We start from the raw sequence: 17,969 nt of genomic DNA, 5'->3' as shown, positions 1-17,969 counted from the left end.
CCGGAGAGCGGGCCAGGTCGTGCAATGCGCGTGCTCGCGGTGTGGACGTGCGCCGACAGGGCAGGACGTACCCCGGAGTCCATCGCTGCCCCGCTGAGGGCGGACCCATCGAATGTAACAAATGTTACACCATGAAGTCGGGTGTGAACGGGGGCATGAAGGGGGCGGGCTGGCCGAGGCCGCTGCGCGTCCTCTGGGTGACGCGCATCTTTCCGAACCGGGTTGAGCCGCTGTCGTGCGCGTTCCAGCGGCAGCAGCTCGCGGCGCTGTCGCGCCGGTGCGCGGTGGAGGTGCTCGCGGCGATCCCGTACCACCCGGGCGTATCGCTCCTGGGCGATCGCACACGCCCGGGCCGGCTGGTGGCGGTGCCCGCGCGCGACGAGATCGACGGCGTCCCGGTGGTCCACGCGCGCGCGCCGTACCTCCCCGGGGCGGGCCGGGTGCTGGCGCCCGTGAACGCGCCGCTCTACCTGGCGGGGCTCCTGCCGTACGTCCCGCGGCTGCGGGGGCGGTTCGACGTCGTGCTGGGGGCGTGGCTCTACCCCGACGCCTGCGCCGCGGCGCTGCTCGCCCGGATGCTCGGCCTCCCTTATGCGGTGAAGGCCCACGGCACGGACGTGAACGTCGTGGCGCGCTGGCGCTCGGTGCGGCCGCTCGTCGGCAGCGCGCTCCGGTCCGCCGCATGCGCCATCGGCGTGAGCCGGCCGATGGTCGAGGCGCTCGTGGCGCTCGGCGCGCCGAAGGAGCGCGCGGTCCTCGTCCGCAACGGGGTCGACCGCGCGCTCTTCCGCCCCGCCGACCGGCGCGCTGCCCGGCGCGAGCTCGGGCTCCCGGCGCGCGGGCGCATCGTCACGTTCGTCGGGCACGTCAGCCGGGAGAAAGGGATCCACGAGCTGCTGAGCGCGTTCGAGGCGCTCGGCAGGGACGGCCGCGACGGAAGCGAGCCTGTCCATCTCGTGATCGTCGGCGACGGTCCGGAGCGGGTTGCGGTCGAGCAGGCCGCCGCGCGGCGCGATCGCGAGCGCGCGCCCGCCGATCTGGGCGAGAGGCGCGGGCGGATCCTCGCGGTCGGGGCGAGGCCGCTCTCCGCGGTCGCCCGCCACCTCGCCGCGACGGATCTTCTGGCGCTTCCGAGCTGGGCGGAAGGAACGCCGAACGTGGTGCTCGAGGCGCTCGCGGCTGCGCGGCCTGTGGTGGCCACGCGCGTCGGGGGCATCCCGGATGTGGTGACGCCGGGGCGCACCGGCCTTCTCGTCCCGTCGCGCGATGCCGGGGCGCTCGGCCGGGCGCTCCGTGAGGCGCTCGCGCGAGCCTGGGATGAGGACGCGTTCGCCGAGGCGGCGCCGCCGTCGTGGGAGGAGAGCGCCGAGGCGCTGCAGCGGCTGCTCGCGCGGGCGGCGTTCGGGGACGACGGGCGGGCCGCCGCCTGAGGCGGGATCACCACAAGATCGACCAGGTGCACCGCGGCGCCCCGCGGTGCCTGCAGGCCGTATGCTCGACCGCGCTGCGCCGGCTGCCGAGGAGCGCGAGTCCCGCCTCGACCCAGCCCGAGATGCCATGGCCGCACATGTAGAGCGGCAGGCCGCCGCCCGAGAGCGTGGCCCTCCCCGCCGCGTCGCCGGTGACCGTCACGCTGAAGTCGCCGTACCTGAAGTAGGTCTTGTACATGAGGCCGAAGCGCTTGAAGAGCACCGACGGCGAGCCCACCACCGCCATCGTCTTGTAGGTCGTCGTCAGGTCCTTCCGGGCGATCTCCGCGCCGAGGAAGCGCATCTTCTCCATCCTGCCGCCGAAGAGCCCGTGCAGGAGCGCGCAGTCGATCTCGAGGAGCGGCGCCATGTCGTGCCAGGCCAGAGGCATCGGCGGATCGTCGAGGTAGCGGGCCGCCTGCGGCGAGAGCTGGCGGCTCAGATCCGCCACGGCCCGCTCGCCATAGCTCTGCCGCAGGGCCTCGGCGCGGGAGCCGATCAGGGTGCCTTTCACGAGATTCCCCTCGCGCAGGACCCGAGGATCGCCAAGGAACTGGGAGGAGTCTGGCGTCGGCATGCTGCAGAGCGCTCCTATCTTCGCCGAGTATAGCGACAGATCCGCGCGGAGGTGTGGCGGATTCGCGTCATGTGCCCTAGAGCCTCCAGGCGCGTGTCCTTCGAGGTTCCGCGGTGTCCGAGTCTTCCGGGGCCGCGGTGGGGCGCGGAGGCAAGGGCGCACTCCGCCCGCCACTCGATTGCGTTCGCTATTTCTACGTCGCCGCCATCCTGCCCCGCGAAGCGCGAGCGCCACCTCGGCCGCGATGGCGTCGCCTGACCAGGCGAATGGTATGCAGTATCACCACCTACGCGGCGTGCATGGCGCCTTCCTCCGACGGTCGAGCACAGGGATGAAGCGCGCGTCTCGGGCCGAGGGTTGATGAGGTCGCCACGCGCGAGCCGCTCGGCGGCGCCGTCGATGTTGGCCATGTGACACGGACGCACACCGCTCAATCCTCGTGACGCGCGATGCGCACGCAGGCACTCGGCACGACGCGTGCTGTTCAGCGTGGGTCAACGCTGGCCGGCGCGGCTGTTCGCGCCCAGCGATACAGAGAACCAGCATGCGACCGATTCACCACATCCTCACCGCCGCGGTGCTCTCCCTGGGCCTTGTCGGGGCGCCGGGGCGCGCCGCCGCGCAGCCTGTCACCGGTCACCCGCGACTCTGGCTCACGAACGAACACCTCCCGAGGCTGCGCGGGTGGGCCGCGGACAGCCGAAACCGCATGTACACGGAAGCCCTGTTGCCCGCGCTCCGGGGTGCGATCGCAGCTTACGAAGGCCGGTTCTACCCGAATGGGCGGCCGAACCCGACGTGGCCGGACGGCGGCACCAACGCCTACGAGCAGTATCCGACCGAGGCGTATGCCGAGTTTTTCGCGTTCATGTCGCTCATCGACGCCGACGTCGCGGCCCGCCCCACCCACGCCGTCAGGGCGCGCAACCTCTTGATGGTCGCCATCGAGGAGGCGAGCAAGGGGAGAGCCGACGGCCAGCCCTTCCGCCGCCCGGGGTTCGCGACCGGCGATCGCTCGCGCTGGTGGGGTGAAGGGTTCCCGCTGACGGTCGATTGGATCTACAACGCGACCGACAGCGGCGGCCGTCCGGTGCTCTCCGCCGGCGACAAGGCCAAGATACGGCAGGTCTTTCTCAGGTGGATTGACGACAACCTCCACGCCTCGACGGCGGGCAACGAGCACCCCCACCCCGTCGGCGTCATGAACGATCCGGCGCTGCTCCGCGATCCGCTCCAGCTCAGGTGGGCTGCGAACAACTACTATCTCGGCCATCTGCGCAATGTCACGCTGATGTCGCTCTCGATGGACGACGCGGACGACCCTCCGCTCGATCCGAGCGCGCCGGTGGGGAAGCTCGGCAACACGCTGCGCAGCTATCGCGCGGACGCGACGGGCGCGTGGCTCTACCAGGCCTTCGCCGTCTTCGAGGCCTCCGAGACCGCGGCCAAGCAGCTCGGGGTCCCGTCCGACGGGCTCGGCGTGGCCAGCGGCGGCATGCCCGTGGAGGGCTTTCTCTACGGCAGCGGCGGCGTCGCGACCCTCCACCAGGCGCTGCTCGGGCTGTATACGGCCGGCTACGGCGCCCAGGCCCAGTCAGGACCTCAGATCGGGCTGCTGCGCAGCGGAACCTGGGACCGCTTCACGGACGGGTTCCTGCACTCGATCGCGCCGGGCCCGGTCACGTACCCGTCGAGGCGCGACCTCGGGCCGGTCTACGAGATGGCGAACTACGGCGACACGCTGCAGAGCTGGGTCGAGCCGCGCTTCGCGGAGCTGTTCGGCTCGCTGGGCGTCTACGACCAGCTCACGGGCAACACCGCGCGCTTGCAGCGGTCGCGCTGGATCGTGGCCAACACGATCGCGGGCGGCGCGCCCGAGCTCTACGCGCGCACGTCCAAGATCTGGGGCTCACCCGCCCCGAGCCGGGCGATCCTGAGCTTCATGCTCTTCGACCCGGCCGCGCCGCTCCCGCCGGATCCTCGCCCGGCGATGCCCACCGCCTTCTTCGAGCGGGCGCAGGGGCGCGGCTCGCTCCGCGCGCGCTCGGACTGGACGGCGGGCGCGACGTGGTTCACCTGGCGGTGCGGCTGGGTCACCATCAACCACCAGATCGGCGACTGCAATCAGATCGAGCTCTACCGGAAGGGAGAGTGGCTGACGAAGGAGCACACGAGTTACTCGAACAACCTGATCGGGGCCACGACCGACTACCACAACACCCTCTCCCTGCAGAACGACAAGCCGTCGAATGTCCGCTGGTACGAGAAGGAGATCGTCGCGCGAGGCGGCCAGTGGCGCGAGGGGCGCGCCGCCGGCGATCCGAAGACGCGCATGACCCGCGGCGCCGGCTACGTGTTCGCCGAGGGGATAGCGACGGATCTGTACAACACCCGCGAGAACGTCTGGGTGCCCGCGGACGCCGCCCGCGACATGGTCCATGCGAGCCGGTCGGTCGTCTGGCTGCAGCCGGACCACGTGGTCGTCTACGACCGCGCGACGTCCCGCACCGCCGGCCGGTTCAAGCGGTTCAACCTGATGACCACGTCGGCGCCGCGGATCGCCGGCCGGACGGCCAGCGCCGTGACCCCGCGGGGGCAGACGCTGTTCATCCAGAGCCTCTTGCCGCGGAGCGCCCGCATGGCGGCCGTGCCGGTCGAGAACGTCAACAAGCCGGCGGCCATGGAGCCGACGACCCACCGCCTCGTCGTGGAGGATCAGGCCGCTCCGGCGGACGTCCGCTTCCTGCACGTGCTGCAAGGCGCGGACGCGGGCGCGGCGATGGATGCGGCGACGCGGATCGACAGCGCGCAGGGCTCCGGCTTCGACGGCGCGCTCGTGGCGGGCACGGTCGTCCTCTTCCGGGCGGATCTGCGCTCGGAGCCGCGACCGAGCTCGGGGCCGCTGTCCTATCAGGTGCCTCGCGCGACGCGCAGGCACGTGATCACCGGTCTCCTGCCGAAGGGCGGCTACGACGTGGCCGTCGTCTCCCGGGAGCCGGAGCTCGCGGTGCGCATCATGCCGGGCGGGCGCTACACGACGGACGACTCGGGCGTGCTCTCGTTCGACACGCCGTAGCGCGCGGTCGGCGGCGCGGACGGCGCCGGTGGGATGAACGGCGGGGCGCTCCCGTCAGGGCTTCGGGGCGAACACCCTGTCGAGCTCCTCCTTTCCGAACACCGGCGCCCAGGGCAGGAGCTCGTACTGCGCGAGCCCCTTCGCCGTGAAGGGATCGCCGTCCCGGATCCGATCCAGCGTCGCCCCGGCCGCCTCGTCGGGCACCCGGAGCAGGAGCGCCCCGCCGTAGCGGGGATCGAGCGGCCCTGACACGAGCACGAGCCCCTGCTCGATGAGCCCCTTCAGATAGGCGCGGTGGGCGTCGACGGCCGGGAGCACCTCGTCGAGCGGTCGCCTGTAACGAATGATCGCAATCGCGTACATGATGTCGTGAGTCCTCGCGCCGCAATCTACCAGAGCACAGCGCGTCCGGCCGGAGAGTCTGTTCGCGCCAGGGCGCCCTCCGGCCGAGCCTCCGGCGGCGATCGCGGCGATCGCGCGGTCCCCCTTTCCCTTCGCGCTTCTGTCTGGCAGTGTGCGCGCCCTCCGCTGGAGACACCTGTATGGCGAGACCCCCGAAAGCAGCACCTGCTCCCGTTCTCCCGTCCTCGCCGGCCGCCGCGCTCGCTGCGTACGGCCGCGTTGAGCCGAAGCTCCTCGAGCTCGGCCCCGACGATCTCGTGACCGTCTACGTCGAGGTCCCCAGGGCCGTGAGCTCCGTGCTCTCCGCCCTGCCCCACCTGCGCGAGCTCCGCGACGAGATCGTCCGGGATCTCCCGAACCATCCGATCGCGATGCTGGACGAGCTCGAGGACTTCGCCCTCGCGGCCTGGTACGCGGATCTTCTCTACAGCACGCCCGCGAGCGAGCTCGACGCGAAGAAGCTCACCGAAGACGCCGGCACGCTGCGCGAGGCGCTCCTCGTCGCCGCCGAGGCGCTTGGTCACCGGAACCTCCTCGACAAGCAGCGCGTCGCCGACATCCGCAAGGGCAAGGGGCACGCGGATCTCGCGAGCGATCTCATCGCCCTGGCCGAGCTCTTCCGCGGCTCCTGGGACAAGGTCCGCGCCAAGACGGCGGTCGAGGACGAGGAGCTCGAGCGCGCCGCGGATCTCGGCGTGCGCCTCCTCGCCGCGCTCGCCGCGAAGCCCGGCAAGGGCTCGTCCGCGGCGCCGAAGATCACCGACGCCGCCGATCGCCGCGCCCGCGCGATCTCGCTGGTCGCGAAGGCGTACGAGGAGTGCCGCCGCGCCGTCGCGTACCTGCGCTGGCACGAGGGCGGCGACGGCGACCTCGCCCCGTCGCTGCTGCAGAAGCCGCGCGGCCGGCGCCCGAACGCCGAGAAGGCCGCGGCGGCCGCGAGCAGCGCCTCGTCCGAGGCGCCGGCCAAGGCGCCCGACGAGGAGGCGTCCGCGGCAGAGGGCGGCGAGCTCTCGTCCCCCGAGCCGGCGAACGACGCCGCGCCGGCCGCGGGCGCCTGATCACCCGCGCCTCGCGGGCTTGAAGCGAGCGCGCGGGCGAGCGCGAAGCAGAGACGATGCGCGGGCAGCGCGGAGGCTCCTCTGGGCCTCCGGCTGCTCCGCTGCCTCGCCGACCTCGCCGGCTACCGGCTCCGGCTCGACTCCTCGATGAGCTCGACCTTGTAGCCGTCCGGATCCTCGACGAACGCGATCACGGTCTTGCCGTGCTTCATCGGGCCCGGCTCGCGCGTGATCTTCCCGCCCGCCGCCCGGATGCGGTCGCAGGCCGCGTGGATGTCGTCGACCCCGAGCGCGATGTGCCCGTACGCCGTGCCGAGCTCATATCTGTCCACGCCCCAGTTGTGCGTGAGCTCGAGCTCGGCGTGCTCGGGGTTCTTCCCGTACCCGAGGAAGCAGAGCGTGAACTTGCCCTCCGGGTAGTCCTGCCGCGACAGGAGCTGCATCCCGAGCACGTCCCTGTAGAAGCCGATCGAGCGCTCGAGATCGCCGACCCGAAGCATCGTGTGCAAGATCCTCATGCCGATTCCCGTCTCCTTACTCCGGCCCTGGCGCCGCGCGGCGCTCAGCCGTAACGCACCGAGATGAGCTCCATCTCCGCCTCGCCCGCCGGGCGGCGGACTGTGATCACGTCCCCCGCGCGCTTGCCGAGGAGCGACCGACCGACCGGAGAGCGCCAGCTGATGCGCCCTGCGGCGCTGTCGATCTCGTCCTCGCCCACGATCTGGTACGTGCGGCGCGCGCCGTCCTCGTCCTCGATCTCGACCGTCGCGCCGAAGAAGACCTTGTCGCCGCGCTGCTCGGACGGATCGACCACGACGGCCTTCTCCAGCCGCTTGGTCAGGTAGTGCATCCGCCGGTCGATCTCGCGCAGCTTCTTCTTGCCGTAGATGTACTCGGCGTTCTCGGAGCGATCGCCCTGCGCCGCCGCGTCGGCGACCTCCTGGACGATGCGAGGCCGCTCCACGGAGCGGAGCCGCGCGAGCTCTTCGGACAGCCTCCTGGCCCCGCTGGGCGTGATGTAAGCCGGGTCGGACATGGTCGATCGCGAGCGAGCCTACGCCGCGCCGCTCGCCAGTTCAACGCCGTGGATCCCGGCGCGGGGGCCCCGCCGAGGACCCGCCTCGGATGCCCCGATCTTCATGGATCTCCACGAGATTCTTCACATGTTGCGGACGGTTGTTGACGCGCCGCGGCGACATGCTAGGCGAATGCAGAACTATGCCGCAGCTGCGCGGAAGACCGGGAAGGGAACCGGCTGCCAGCGCCTCCCTGCCGCGGCAACGAGGAGGTCTCCCATGTCGAACGCTCAAACCCAACAGAACCGCTACAAGGCCGACCTCCGCGAGATCCGCTTCCTCCTCTTCGAGCAATTCCGCCTGGACGAGCTGCTCGGCAGCGCGCCCTACGACGCGTGGGGGCGCGACGAGGTCGGGATGGTCGTCGACGAGGTGTACAAGTTCGCGTGCGACGTCTTCGGCCCGCTCAACGCGGTCGGCGATCGGGTCGGCTGTCGCATCGAGGAGGGGCAGGTCAAGACGCCGCCGGGGTTCAAGGACGCGTGGGACAAGCTGTATGAGGCCGGGTGGAAGTCGGTCTCGGTCTCGCCCACCTACGACGGCCAGGGCGGTCCCTTCACGCTCTACACGGTGGTGGAGGAGTTCCTCTGCGGCGCGAACGCGGCGCTCAACATGTACCCCGGGCTGACGTACGGCGCGGCCGAGGTGATCGAGCACTTCGGGACGCCGAGGCAGCGCGACCTCTTCTTGAAGCGGATGTACGGCGGGCAGTGGAGCGGGACGATGTGCCTGACCGAGCCCCAGGCCGGGTCGGACGTCGGCTCGTCGCGGACGACCGCGGTGAAGCAGAAGGACGGCAAGTACCTCATCCGCGGCACGAAGATCTTCATCTCCGGCGGCGATCAGGACCTCACCGAGAACGTCGTGCACCTCGTGCTCGCCCGCGTCGAGGGCGCGCCCCCCGGCACGAAGGGGCTCAGCCTCTTCGTCGTGCCCAAGGTCCGGGTGAACGACGACGGCTCGCTCGGCGGGCCGAACGACGTCGTCGTCGGCAACATCGAGCACAAGATGGGCATCAACGGGTCGTCGACGTGCGTGCTCAACTTCGGCGAGAGCGACGCCTGCCTCGGGGAGCTCGTCGGCACCGTCGAGCACCAGGGCATGCCGCAGATGTTCCGGATGATGAACGGCGCGCGCATCTCCGTCGGCCTGCAGGGCGTGTCGGTCGCGTCCTCGGCGTACCTGAACGCGCTCGAGTACGCGAAGGATCGCAAGCAGGGCTCGTCGATCCTCCAGTGGAAGGACGCGACGGCGCCGCGCGTGCCGATCATCGATCACCCGGACGTGCGGCGGATGCTGCTCGACATGAAGAGCCGCGTGGAGGGCATCCGCGCGCTCATCATCAAGCTCGCGCGCCACCAGGACGCGGTCGCCGTCTACCAGGGCAAGGACGACCGCGCGGCCGCCTACAACCAGGGCCAGGTCGACCTGCTCGTGCCGCTCGTGAAGGCCTACTCGTCCGACCAGGCGTTCCGCGTCTGCGAGACGGCGATCCAGACCTTCGGCGGCGCCGGGTACACGAAGGACTACCCGGTCGAGCAGTACTGCCGCGACGCGAAGGTCTTCTCGATCTACGAGGGCACGAACCACATCCAGGCGATGGACCTCGTCGGGCGCAAGCTCGGCCAGGGCGGCGGGGTCAACCTGCAGGCCTTCCTGAACGACGTGGACGAGTTCGTGAAGGCCAACGAGAAGCACCCCGTCCTCGCCGCGAGCATCAAGGAGCTCCGCGACGCGCACGAGGCCGTCGCCGGCACCGCGATGCGGCTGCTGTCGTGGTTCCAGCTGGGCAAGATGCCGATGGTGCCGCTCGCGGCGAACCGCTTCCTCGAGATGATGAGCGAGCTCGCGATCGGCTGGCTCCTGCTCGACGGCGCGGTCATCGCGCTCAAGGCGATGGAGGGCCTCCCGGCCGGCGACACCGGCGCGAAGGACCGCGCCTTCTACGAGGGCAAGAAGCACGCGGCCGTCTACTTCGCGGCCAACGTGCTGCCGCACGCGAAGTTCTCGGCCGAGATCCTCGGGCGCGAGGACTCGTCCGCGCTCGACATCCCGGCCGACGCGTTCGCGACCGTCTGACCTCCCTCCCCGCGCCGCCCCGCCTCCGGGCGGGGGCGCGGCGCAGGGTCACGCGGGGACCGTGAGCCGCTCCGCCAGGTCTCGGACGGGCACCGGCATCGTCGGGTCGCGCGAGACGGCCATGATCTCGGCGCGGAGCGCGCGGACCTCCGTCAACCGGAGCCACGAGAGCGCGAGCCGCGTCATGCTCGGCAAGCCTCTGGCGAGCACCGTGCGGACGACGTCGGCCGCGGGGAACGAGAAGGCCACCTCCTCGGGGGGCAGCCCCGCGGCCTTCGCCGCCGCCTCGATGCTCGCGTCGAAGTCGTCCCGCTTCGTCTCCAGCACCTCGAAGAAGGCCCGCCCGCGCTCCGGCGCGATGGCCTGAGCCGCCCCGCCGCCTTCGGGCGCGAAGACCCAGGCGCCCGAGCCGTCCAGCCCCACCCGGGCGCCGGACTCCAGCGTCGCCAGCGGCAGGAAGCGACCGCCTTCGATCGGCTCGCCGCCGCCGGCCTCGATCAGCTCGCGCACGAGGTCCCTCAGGTTCGCGCTCATGGGCCGATGTTCGCACGGAATACCCAGCGATGGGCAACTGGCGGCAACTGGGGGCAACTGGCGGCGACTGGGGGCAACTGGCGGCAACTGGGGGCAACTGGCGGCAACTGGGGGCAACTGGCGGCAACCGAGCCGACACGCCGCGCGCCGGCAGGCGCGGGGCGCGCAGGTCGCTTTGCTTGGAAAACGCGCAGGGCTGACCGGAATAGGAATAGTATGAGGATTCGATTCAAGGTTGATGCATGGGTGGTGGGGTTCATTCCGGTCGTGATGGCGTTGAGCGGCTGCTTCAAGCAGCAGCCGGATAACATCATCGGGATCGCGAACCCCGAAGACGAGGTGTCCGACGAGGCTTGCACTCCGAGCAAGCACGAGACGGTCCCCTCGAAGTGCGGGGTCTGGGTCTCGAGCACCCTGGGGGACGACAGCAACGCGGGGATCCAGAGGGCGCCCGTGAAGACGATCTCGGAGGCGCTCGAGCTCGCCCCGGAGTACGGAAGACGCATCTATGTCTGCGCCCAGACGTTCGATGAGGCGGTGATCGTGCCGGGGGGATACAGGCTCTTCGGCGGGCTCGACTGCGACGACCGCTGGCGCTGGATAGGCGACAAGAAGAAGACCACGCTCACCGCTCCCGAAGGCGAGACGCCGCTCTCGTTCGACAACGGCGAAGGCGCGGCGGTGATCGAGGATCTCCACGTGATCGCGCGCTCCATCCCGGCGACCCACGCCGAGCTGGCAGGCAGATCGGCGATCGCCGCGAACAGCTCCGGGGTCCCTGTCCATTTCACGCGGTGCATCCTCGAGGCGGGCGACGGGGCGCCGGGGGCGAGCGGCGGGGCGTTCGTGGACGGCGCTGCCGAGAATGGGATGCTCGGCAACTTCGGCAATGCCGCGTGCTCGGCCACGACGGTCGCCGGCGGGCTCCCCGTGAACAACACCTGCGGTACGCCCGACGATCGATCCGACGACTCGCGCGGCGGCACGGGAGGGACGGGTGGCCTGCAGTCCGGGGGGGATGGAACCAGCGGGGTTCCGAGCGACGTGATGAACGGCGGCAAGGGCGAGACCAGCACCCAGCCCTGCACCGCGGGGCAGGATGGCGCGGACGGGGTGGACGGGAGTCCGGGCGCCGGCGCGACGGGCTTCGGCGACCTGTTCCTGGATGGGTATACCGGCCCGCTCGCTGGCGACGGGACGCCGGGCAGGCGGGGCCAGGGCGGCGGAGGAGGCGGCGGCGCGAAGGGCGGCACCGGCGCGCAGATGTGCCCTTTCGAGGCCTCTGCGGCCGGCGCCGGCGGAGGCGCCGGGGGCTCGGGCGGGTGCGGGGGGCTCGGCGGCCGCGGCGGAGGCGCCGGCGGGGTGAGCATCGCCCTCTTCGTGGGGAGCGCGCCCATCGCCTTGAACGACGTGGTCCTGAAGACCGGCCGCGGCGGCAATGGCGGCGATGGCGGCGAGGGCCAGCCGGGCGGCGAGGGCGGCCACCACGGGGCAGCCGGGACCCGAGGCGAGGCCACGGGGCTGAACGCCGCCTGCCCTGGCGGTCGCGGCGGCCGGGGCGGCCAGGGCGGCCGGGGCGGCGGCGGGCTCGGCGGCCACTCGATTGCCATCGCGTACGCGGGCACCGAGCCCTCGCTCACGAACACGACCATCGAGCTGGGTGAGGCCGGGATCGGAGGGCGCGGGGCCAGCCGGACCCATGACGGAGCCGACGGCGTGGCGGCGGAGATCTACGATATCGAGCAGCGTTTCCGGCAGTAGCGCGGCGTGAGGTCCGCGCCGCGACGGCGCCCGGCGTTACGCCGGCGCCGCCGGCGCGGGCCAACTCCGATCCTCCTGCATGCAGCGGAGCTGCGTCACGCGCCGTCCCTCGGCGGTGGTCACGACGATCTCCCGGACGGGCGTGTCGCGCCGCGCGCGTCGGCTCAGCTTCTCGACCACCAGGAAGCCCTCCCGCGCGTCCGCGAGGCGGAGGAACTCGTCGAACAGCGCGATATGCGCGCCGCGCGCGCCCTCGTCGGCCGTCGCGATGCGCCGCTGCGTGGTGACGCCGATCGCCAGCGCGCCGCCCCGGGCCCGCACGACCATCGCAGGATCGAGCCCACGCTGGCTCTCGTCAGGCACCGTCCAGATGTCCGCGACCCCCGCCTCGGTGAGGCGCCGCTTCATGTAGTAGAAGGAAGACTCGAGCGTGTTGTTCCGGTACGGGATCGCCTTCGACTCGATCGGATCGACGTGATTCCGCCAGAACGCGATCAGAGCGCGCGCCCAGCGCCCGCCGTCGAGCCGGCGATCCTGGAACGGCCAGTCCTCCGCCATCGCCTGCGCGCACACGCCGCGCAGCGCCTGCTCGTCGATGCCGCGCGTCGCCAGGCAGGGCGCGCAGTGCATGTAGGCCGTTCCCCTGTCGAGGAGCGCGCCGCACATCGAGCAGATGTCGTTGCCGTAGCCGGGGCCCATGTACCGGAGCCAGCCGGCGCCGAGCTCCTCGTGCGCCGCGCGGCGCTCCTCGTTCCGCTCGATCTCCCGCAGTCCATCCCGGAGGGCCTTCGAGGCCGCGCGCCGCTCGTCATCTCGCTGCTTCATCCGCTGTCCTCCAGCGTGAGCCCGTCCGCGCCGGCTCGGGCAGTGTAACGCCCGAGCCTCCGCCACGCTTCGCAAGGAGGTGGGATCCGCCCGTGCGCGATCCTGCACACCAGCCCGGCGGGCGCGCCGCCCTGGGTTATTGACGCTGACTTTCATTTACGGCTACGGTTCCGGTCGACGACATGGCACGGTTTGCCCTGTTTCTTGCGCTCCCGCTGGTCTTCAATGGGGGTTGCGGCTCGGAGTCCGCTCCCGACGATCCTCTGGCTGGCATCACGCTGATCGGCGATGACCTCACCGACATCCCGCTGCACGGCGCTTCTGCGGAGCAGGTAGCTCGGTTCAAGGACGGCGACGCGCTCTTCGATTTCGTCTTTCGCGAGCGCGATGGCCTCGGGCCGCTCTACATCCGCGCGGCGTGCGCCGGCTGTCACGACGGCGCCGCGCGCGGCCCGGGCGCGGTCCAGAAGATGGCGCTCGTCGAGGACGACGGCGTGACGCCGGCGGCGGATCAGGGGGGGCTCCCCTACGGACACACGTTGCGGCCCTACGCCGTCGGGGGGGCGACGACGCTCTCGCAGCCCGAGACCGAGGCGACGATCAAGGTCTCGAAGCGCCTCGGCCCGCCGGTGTTCGGGCGCGGCTACATGGAGGCGGTCGACGACGCCGAGATCGAGCGGGTCGCGGCCGAGCAGGCCGCGCGCGGCGACGCCATCCGCGGGCGCATCAACCGCGTTGTGTTCCACTCGAAGAAGAGCGGGGACGAGGCGTTCCACGCCTTCGTCGAGGGCGACGAGGACCTCATCGGCCGCTTCGGGTTCAAGGCGCGGGTCGCCACGCTCGACGACTTCACGGCCGACGCCTACCAGGGCGACATGGGCATCACCTCGCCGCTCCGGCCGGACGAGCTGCCGAACCCCGACGGGCTCATGGACGACGCCAAGCCGGGCGAGGACGTGGTCCTCGACACGGTGAACGCCGTCGCCGACTACATGCGCTTGCTCGAGATCCCGAGGCGCGCGCCCGCCGACGCGCGCGGCCAGGCGCTCTTCGCCGAGGCCGACTGCGCCGCCTGCCATGTCCCCTCGCTGAGGACGCGCGCCGACTACCCGATCGCGCAGCTCGCGGACATCGACGCTCCAGTCTACACGGATTTCCTCCTGCACGACCTCGGCCCTGAGCTCGCCGACGGGCTGGCCGACGAGTCGGCCAGCTCCGTCGCCTGGCGGACGGCGCCGCTCATCGGCGTGCGCCACAGCACCTCGTATCTCCACGACGGCCGCGCCAGGACCATCGAGCAGGCCATCTTGCTCCACGACGGCCCCGGCTCGGAGGCCGCCGCTTCGGTCGCCGCGTTCCGCGCGCTCTCCTACGAGGATCGCGGGGCGCTCATCGACTTCGTGCGCTCGCTCTGATCGACGTCCACCGAGACGCACACGCACCCGTCCACATCGCGCGCTCGCCCCACGCGAGCGGTGACAAGGAGCTCGAACATCATGCACATCCCCGCCCGCCTGCGGTCCGGTCTGGCCATCGCCGCCGCCGCCCTCTCGCTTCCTGCGTGCGGAAGCGACAACGAGACGCTGCTCACCGACGCGGAGTACGAGCAGCAGGCAGTGCTCGACGTGAAGGCCTTCATCCAGGACAACATCGACAAGTTCGCCGCCGCCACGGCCGCGCTCCAGGCGGCCGCGCCCGCGCCGGACGCCGACGGGTGGAGCGCGACGAGCGACAAGGAGGCCGTCGATGCCATGAAGGCCGAGTGGAAGAAGGCACGGCAAGCCTACGAGAGCGTCGAAGGGGCCATCGCGGTCGTCTTTCCGGATCTCGACTACTCGACGGATGCCCGCTACGACGCGTTCATCGAGGAGCAGGCCGACGACAACCTCTTTGATGGAGAGGGCGTGACCGGCGTGCACGCCGTCGAGCGCATCCTCTGGGCCGACGCGATCCCGGAGCCCGTCCTCGCCTTCGAGTCCGAGCTCGATAACTACAGCGAGGCAGCCTTCCCTGCCACCGAGGCCGAGGCCGCGTCGTTCAAGGACGAGCTCTGCGCGCGCCTCGCGGCCGACGCGGCGAAGATGCAATCGGATTTCGGCTCGCTCGCGCTCGACGCGCCGTCCGCCTACCGCGGGGTCATCGCCTCCATCGCCGAGCAGGTGGAGAAGACCAGCAAGGCGGCGACCGGAGAGGAGGAGTCGCGCTACGCCCAGTACACGCTCGCCGACATGCGCGCGAACGTCGCGGCCGGCGTGGCGACCTACGAGGCCTTCCAGCCGTGGATCCTGACCAAGGGCGCCGATGGCGCGGAGGTCGACGAGGCGGTGCGCGACGGCTTCGAGCGGCTGTCGAGCGCGTACGACGCGATCGAAGGCGACGCGCTGCCGCCGCTTCCGGAGGGGTGGAGCGAGGCGGAGCCGACCGACGAGCAGCTCGCGACGCCGTTCGGGAAGCTGTTCTCGCTCGTGGAGCACGAGAGCGACGACGCGACCCCGGGCACGCTCGCCAGCGACATGACGAGGTCCGCGGATCTGCTCCGGATCAAGACGCTCCCGTAGAGCGGGGCGCGTCTTCGTGCGCCAAGGCGCGGCGCGCTCGGCCGCGTCAGCCGCCGGCGTTCCACCGCACGAGCACGCACGTGACGTTGTCGGGGCCGCCGTGCTGGTTGGCGCGGTCGATGAGGGACCGCGCCGTCGCGGCGAGGTCGCTCTCCTGCGCGAGCAGCTCGGCGATCTCCAGCTCGGGGACCGGGCCCGAGAGCCCGTCCGAGCAGATCAGCAGGAGATCTCCGGCCTCGGGCCGCTCGACGCGCGTGGCCACGTCGACCGTCTTCCCCATCCCGAGCGCGCGCGTCACGACGTTGCGGGCGAGCAGCGGATCCACATCGTCAGGCAGCTGCTCGCCGGTGTTCAGGTGCTCGTTCCAGAGCGAGTGATCCTCGGTGAGCCGCTCGAGCCGGCGCTTCCGGTAACGGTAGACCCGGCTGTCGCCGACGTGCGCGATGCACGCCGAGCTCCCGTCGACGTAGACGCCCGCGAACGTCGTCCCCATGCCGTAGCAGAGCGGGTCGCGCTGCCCGACCTCGAAGATGCGCTCGTTGGCGCGCCAGATGGACGAGACCAGGCGCAGCTCGAGGGGCGTCACCTCCTCGTCGTACCCCGTCGGCTGGGTGATCTCGCCCTCGCCGTCCTTGCAGAACGAGCGCACGATGTCGACCGCCATCCGCGACGCGACCTCCCCACCGGCGGCGCCGCCGATGCCGTCCGCGACGACGAAGAGGCCGAGATCCAGATCGACCGCGAAGCTGTCCTCGTTCTGCTCGCGCTGGTGGCCAACGTGGCTGTCACCGGCGGCTTCGATGTGGAGCGGGGGGTTCACAGAGCTTCCTCGTCAGCGGGACGCGTGTCGTGCCGGGAGCATCCAGCGGCGGGACGCCTCGCGCAAGTCAGGAAGGAGCTCAATTCGAGTGAAGAGCGCCGGCCTGCTCGGGCACGTGCATGACGCGTGACGCGCGTCACGTGCGCAGCGTGGCGGTCGCCGGCGACTGGAGAGGCGGATGGGCGCCGTGCGGCTCGCTGCGCTGCCCGGCAGGGGGCGGGACGCTGGCCGCGAGGGCCTCGAAGCGGCCGTTCTTCCAGGTCACGAGGCCTCCCGAGAGGCGCGCGGCGCTGCCCGCCCCCGGCTCGGACCTCAGCCAGACCAGGGGGCGCGCGGCGAAGACCGGCTTGGTGCAGGCCACGTCCTCGAAGGCGGCGGACCACGAGCCGGTGTTGCCGAAGAACAGCCCGCCCTCCCAGGTGCCCTCGGGCGTGTGCGTGTGGCCGAAGACGACCGCTCTGGCGCGATGGGCGCGGGCGACGTGGCGCGCGGCGCGGCTGACGCGCTGCCACGTCGCGTCGAGCGGGAGCTTCGGCACGAGGCGCTCGTAGACGATGAGCGCCGCCGGCGCGACGAGCGCCCCCGGCGCGAGCCAGAGCGGAGCGAGCACCAGCCACACGAGCGCCACCGCGACCGCGAGCAGCGCCAGCGCGGCCCGGTCGAGCCACAGCTCGCGCGCGACGAGCCCCAGCCGATCCTCCGCCGGGGGCGCGAACAGGCGGGCGTGACGGGCCACGGCGCGGAGCGGGGCGCCCGTCTCCTGCGCCGCGGCGGCGAGGCACTCGCGCAGGCGAGCGCGCCGCTCCGGCTCGCGCCGACGCACGAGCTCGACGAGCGTGCGGAGCGCGCCGAGCGCCCACGCCCCCGCGAGCGAGCGGCTGGAGAACATGTAGTAACGCGCCCAGTGCGCGAGGTACCCGAACGCGGACAGCATGAACGAGGCGTCCACGTGCGGGTTGAAGTAGCCCATCCGCGACACGAGCAGCCGGCACACGAGCGAGCCCATGGTGGGCTGGATCTCGCCCGGTTTACGCCCGAACGGGACCATCGGGTAGCGGTAGCTGCAATACGCGTCGTACTGGTTGCCGTGCTCCACGATGATGCCGTCGGGCGTCTTGTGGAACCACGCGCGAAACACGACGCGCGCGCCCAGCGCCGCGCGCGCGTGCGGGGCGCTGGAGAGCTGCGCGTCGCCCAGCGCGGCGAGCGCCGCATCGACGACGCGGTCCCGGACCAGGTCGCGCACCTCGGGCAACGTGAGCTGGACGTCGTGGTTGCCGGAGATGAACACGACGGTGTGCCCGTCCGCGACGACGCGGCCGAGCGCCTCGATGAACACCGGGTGGTCCGCGAGGATCGCATTCATCGCAGGGACCGCGTGCTCGGCGCTGCGGGGGAGATCGTGAAAGACGCTCTGCTGATCGATCACGCGCGGCGCATCGAAGTCGAACACATCGCCGTTGAGCACGAGCGTGAGCTCATCGCGCCCCGCGCCGCGCGCCGCGCCCTGCCTCATCTCGTCCCGGAGCGCGTCCAGCATCGCCGCGACCTCGCTGTCGGGGGAGTAAGGAGCCTGACGGTAGCGCATCCACAGGCCGTCACCCGGCTCGAGCTCGCAAAGATGGATATCTGAGATCGCCACCGTATGGAGCATTCGATAAGGTGACACACTCGCCCGTCCATGGCCGTCAGGGAACGGTCACGGCCAGGTGTCGGGCGGCGGCGGAGGCGCAT

15 protein-coding genes are annotated in these 17,969 nt (G+C 71.5%); 7 read left to right on the top strand and 8 right to left on the bottom strand.

The genetic code is table 11. The features are described 5' to 3' along the window. Window positions 1-131 precede the first annotated feature (131 nt). Complete coding sequence (locus WMF22_RS19945; RefSeq protein WP_438036725.1) at window positions 132-1,430, top strand: glycosyltransferase family 4 protein; 1,299 nt, start codon at window positions 132-134, stop codon at window positions 1,428-1,430. A gap of 7 nt (window positions 1,431-1,437) precedes the next feature. On the opposite strand, the gene WMF22_RS19940 is transcribed toward WMF22_RS19945, so the two are convergent. Further along, window positions 1,438-2,046, bottom strand: a complete 609-nt coding sequence (locus WMF22_RS19940) for a hypothetical protein (RefSeq protein WP_438036724.1) — start codon at window positions 2,044-2,046, stop codon at window positions 1,438-1,440. 544 nt (window positions 2,047-2,590) lie between these two features. Here WMF22_RS19940 and WMF22_RS19935 point away from each other — a divergent pair. Next, a complete protein-coding gene (locus WMF22_RS19935; RefSeq protein ID WP_438036723.1) occupies window positions 2,591-5,122 on the top strand; it encodes a hypothetical protein in 2,532 nt (843 codons plus the stop codon). A gap of 54 nt (window positions 5,123-5,176) precedes the next feature. Here the strand turns inward: WMF22_RS19935 and WMF22_RS19930 are convergent, their stop codons facing one another. Beyond that, on the bottom strand, window positions 5,177-5,485 hold the full coding sequence (locus tag WMF22_RS19930; protein WP_437300633.1) for a YciI family protein: 309 nt from the start codon (window positions 5,483-5,485) through the stop codon (window positions 5,177-5,179). A 179-nt stretch (window positions 5,486-5,664) separates the two neighbouring features. Here WMF22_RS19930 and WMF22_RS19925 point away from each other — a divergent pair, with 179 nt between their 5' ends. Continuing rightward, window positions 5,665-6,582 carry a hypothetical protein gene (locus WMF22_RS19925; protein WP_437300632.1) on the top strand — a complete coding sequence of 306 codons (918 nt, stop codon included), beginning with the start codon at window positions 5,665-5,667 and terminating at the stop codon, window positions 6,580-6,582. Between the two features lie 122 nt (window positions 6,583-6,704). Here the strand turns inward: WMF22_RS19925 and gloA are convergent, their stop codons facing one another. Continuing rightward, the gene (gene gloA / locus WMF22_RS19920; RefSeq protein ID WP_437300631.1) at window positions 6,705-7,100 is read right to left on the bottom strand and encodes a lactoylglutathione lyase; all 396 of its coding nucleotides are present in this window, start codon (window positions 7,098-7,100) and stop codon (window positions 6,705-6,707) included. Between the two features lie 44 nt (window positions 7,101-7,144). Continuing rightward, complete coding sequence (greB, locus tag WMF22_RS19915; RefSeq protein ID WP_272099185.1) at window positions 7,145-7,618, bottom strand: transcription elongation factor GreB; 474 nt, start codon at window positions 7,616-7,618, stop codon at window positions 7,145-7,147. Window positions 7,619-7,877: 259 nt separating this feature from the next. Between greB and WMF22_RS19910 the strand changes: the two genes are divergently transcribed. Next, entirely contained in the window at window positions 7,878-9,737 is a 1,860-nt protein-coding gene (locus WMF22_RS19910) for an acyl-CoA dehydrogenase (protein WP_438036722.1), read from the top strand. 48 nt (window positions 9,738-9,785) lie between these two features. Here WMF22_RS19910 and WMF22_RS19905 read toward each other — a convergent pair whose 3' ends face one another. Further along, window positions 9,786-10,271: a hypothetical protein gene (locus WMF22_RS19905; protein ID WP_438036721.1), complete on the bottom strand. Its 486-nt coding sequence runs from the start codon at window positions 10,269-10,271 to the stop codon at window positions 9,786-9,788. A 216-nt stretch (window positions 10,272-10,487) separates the two neighbouring features. Here WMF22_RS19905 and WMF22_RS19900 point away from each other — a divergent pair, with 216 nt between their 5' ends. After that, a complete protein-coding gene (locus WMF22_RS19900; RefSeq protein WP_438036720.1) occupies window positions 10,488-12,032 on the top strand; it encodes a PGRS family protein in 1,545 nt (514 codons plus the stop codon). Window positions 12,033-12,068: 36 nt separating this feature from the next. Here WMF22_RS19900 and WMF22_RS19895 read toward each other — a convergent pair whose 3' ends face one another. After that, the gene (locus tag WMF22_RS19895; protein ID WP_437300627.1) at window positions 12,069-12,857 is read right to left on the bottom strand and encodes a hypothetical protein; all 789 of its coding nucleotides are present in this window, start codon (window positions 12,855-12,857) and stop codon (window positions 12,069-12,071) included. A 182-nt stretch (window positions 12,858-13,039) separates the two neighbouring features. On the opposite strand from WMF22_RS19895, the gene WMF22_RS19890 reads away from it, so the two are divergent. Beyond that, on the top strand, window positions 13,040-14,272 hold the full coding sequence (locus WMF22_RS19890) for a di-heme oxidoredictase family protein (protein ID WP_437300626.1): 1,233 nt from the start codon (window positions 13,040-13,042) through the stop codon (window positions 14,270-14,272). Between the two features lie 81 nt (window positions 14,273-14,353). Continuing rightward, window positions 14,354-15,415 carry an EfeM/EfeO family lipoprotein gene (locus WMF22_RS19885; protein ID WP_437300625.1) on the top strand — a complete coding sequence of 354 codons (1,062 nt, stop codon included), beginning with the start codon at window positions 14,354-14,356 and terminating at the stop codon, window positions 15,413-15,415. A gap of 46 nt (window positions 15,416-15,461) precedes the next feature. On the opposite strand, the gene WMF22_RS19880 is transcribed toward WMF22_RS19885, so the two are convergent. Further along, entirely contained in the window at window positions 15,462-16,235 is a 774-nt protein-coding gene (locus WMF22_RS19880; RefSeq protein WP_437300624.1) for a PP2C family protein-serine/threonine phosphatase, read from the bottom strand. A gap of 136 nt (window positions 16,236-16,371) precedes the next feature. Then, window positions 16,372-17,877 carry a hypothetical protein gene (locus tag WMF22_RS19875; RefSeq protein ID WP_438036719.1) on the bottom strand — a complete coding sequence of 502 codons (1,506 nt, stop codon included), beginning with the start codon at window positions 17,875-17,877 and terminating at the stop codon, window positions 16,372-16,374. Window positions 17,878-17,969: the final 92 nt, after the last annotated feature.

Source organism: Sorangium sp. So ce204 (assembly GCF_051526795.1).
GTDB classification, from domain to species: domain Bacteria; phylum Myxococcota_A; class Polyangia; order Polyangiales; family Polyangiaceae; genus Sorangium; species Sorangium cellulosum_B.
Note: the sequence above shows the minus strand (reverse complement) of the source record. Positions and strands in the feature narration are given on the sequence as shown.

What these genes read in the sequence shown, in the direction of transcription:
- WMF22_RS19945 (WP_438036725.1), top strand. Translation starts at nt 132, where the DNA reads ATGAAGTCGGGTGTGAACGGGGGCATGAAGGGGGCGGGCTGGCCGAGG.
- WMF22_RS19940 (WP_438036724.1), bottom strand. Translation starts at nt 2,046, where the DNA reads ATGCCGACGCCAGACTCCTCCCAGTTCCTTGGCGATCCTCGGGTCCTG.
- WMF22_RS19935 (WP_438036723.1), top strand. Translation starts at nt 2,591, where the DNA reads ATGCGACCGATTCACCACATCCTCACCGCCGCGGTGCTCTCCCTGGGC.
- WMF22_RS19930 (WP_437300633.1), bottom strand. Translation starts at nt 5,485, where the DNA reads ATGTACGCGATTGCGATCATTCGTTACAGGCGACCGCTCGACGAGGTG.
- WMF22_RS19925 (WP_437300632.1), top strand. Translation starts at nt 5,665, where the DNA reads ATGGCGAGACCCCCGAAAGCAGCACCTGCTCCCGTTCTCCCGTCCTCG.
- gloA (WP_437300631.1), bottom strand. Translation starts at nt 7,100, where the DNA reads ATGAGGATCTTGCACACGATGCTTCGGGTCGGCGATCTCGAGCGCTCG.
- greB (WP_272099185.1), bottom strand. Translation starts at nt 7,618, where the DNA reads ATGTCCGACCCGGCTTACATCACGCCCAGCGGGGCCAGGAGGCTGTCC.
- WMF22_RS19910 (WP_438036722.1), top strand. Translation starts at nt 7,878, where the DNA reads ATGTCGAACGCTCAAACCCAACAGAACCGCTACAAGGCCGACCTCCGC.
- WMF22_RS19905 (WP_438036721.1), bottom strand. Translation starts at nt 10,271, where the DNA reads ATGAGCGCGAACCTGAGGGACCTCGTGCGCGAGCTGATCGAGGCCGGC.
- WMF22_RS19900 (WP_438036720.1), top strand. Translation starts at nt 10,488, where the DNA reads ATGAGGATTCGATTCAAGGTTGATGCATGGGTGGTGGGGTTCATTCCG.
- WMF22_RS19895 (WP_437300627.1), bottom strand. Translation starts at nt 12,857, where the DNA reads ATGAAGCAGCGAGATGACGAGCGGCGCGCGGCCTCGAAGGCCCTCCGG.
- WMF22_RS19890 (WP_437300626.1), top strand. Translation starts at nt 13,040, where the DNA reads ATGGCACGGTTTGCCCTGTTTCTTGCGCTCCCGCTGGTCTTCAATGGG.
- WMF22_RS19885 (WP_437300625.1), top strand. Translation starts at nt 14,354, where the DNA reads ATGCACATCCCCGCCCGCCTGCGGTCCGGTCTGGCCATCGCCGCCGCC.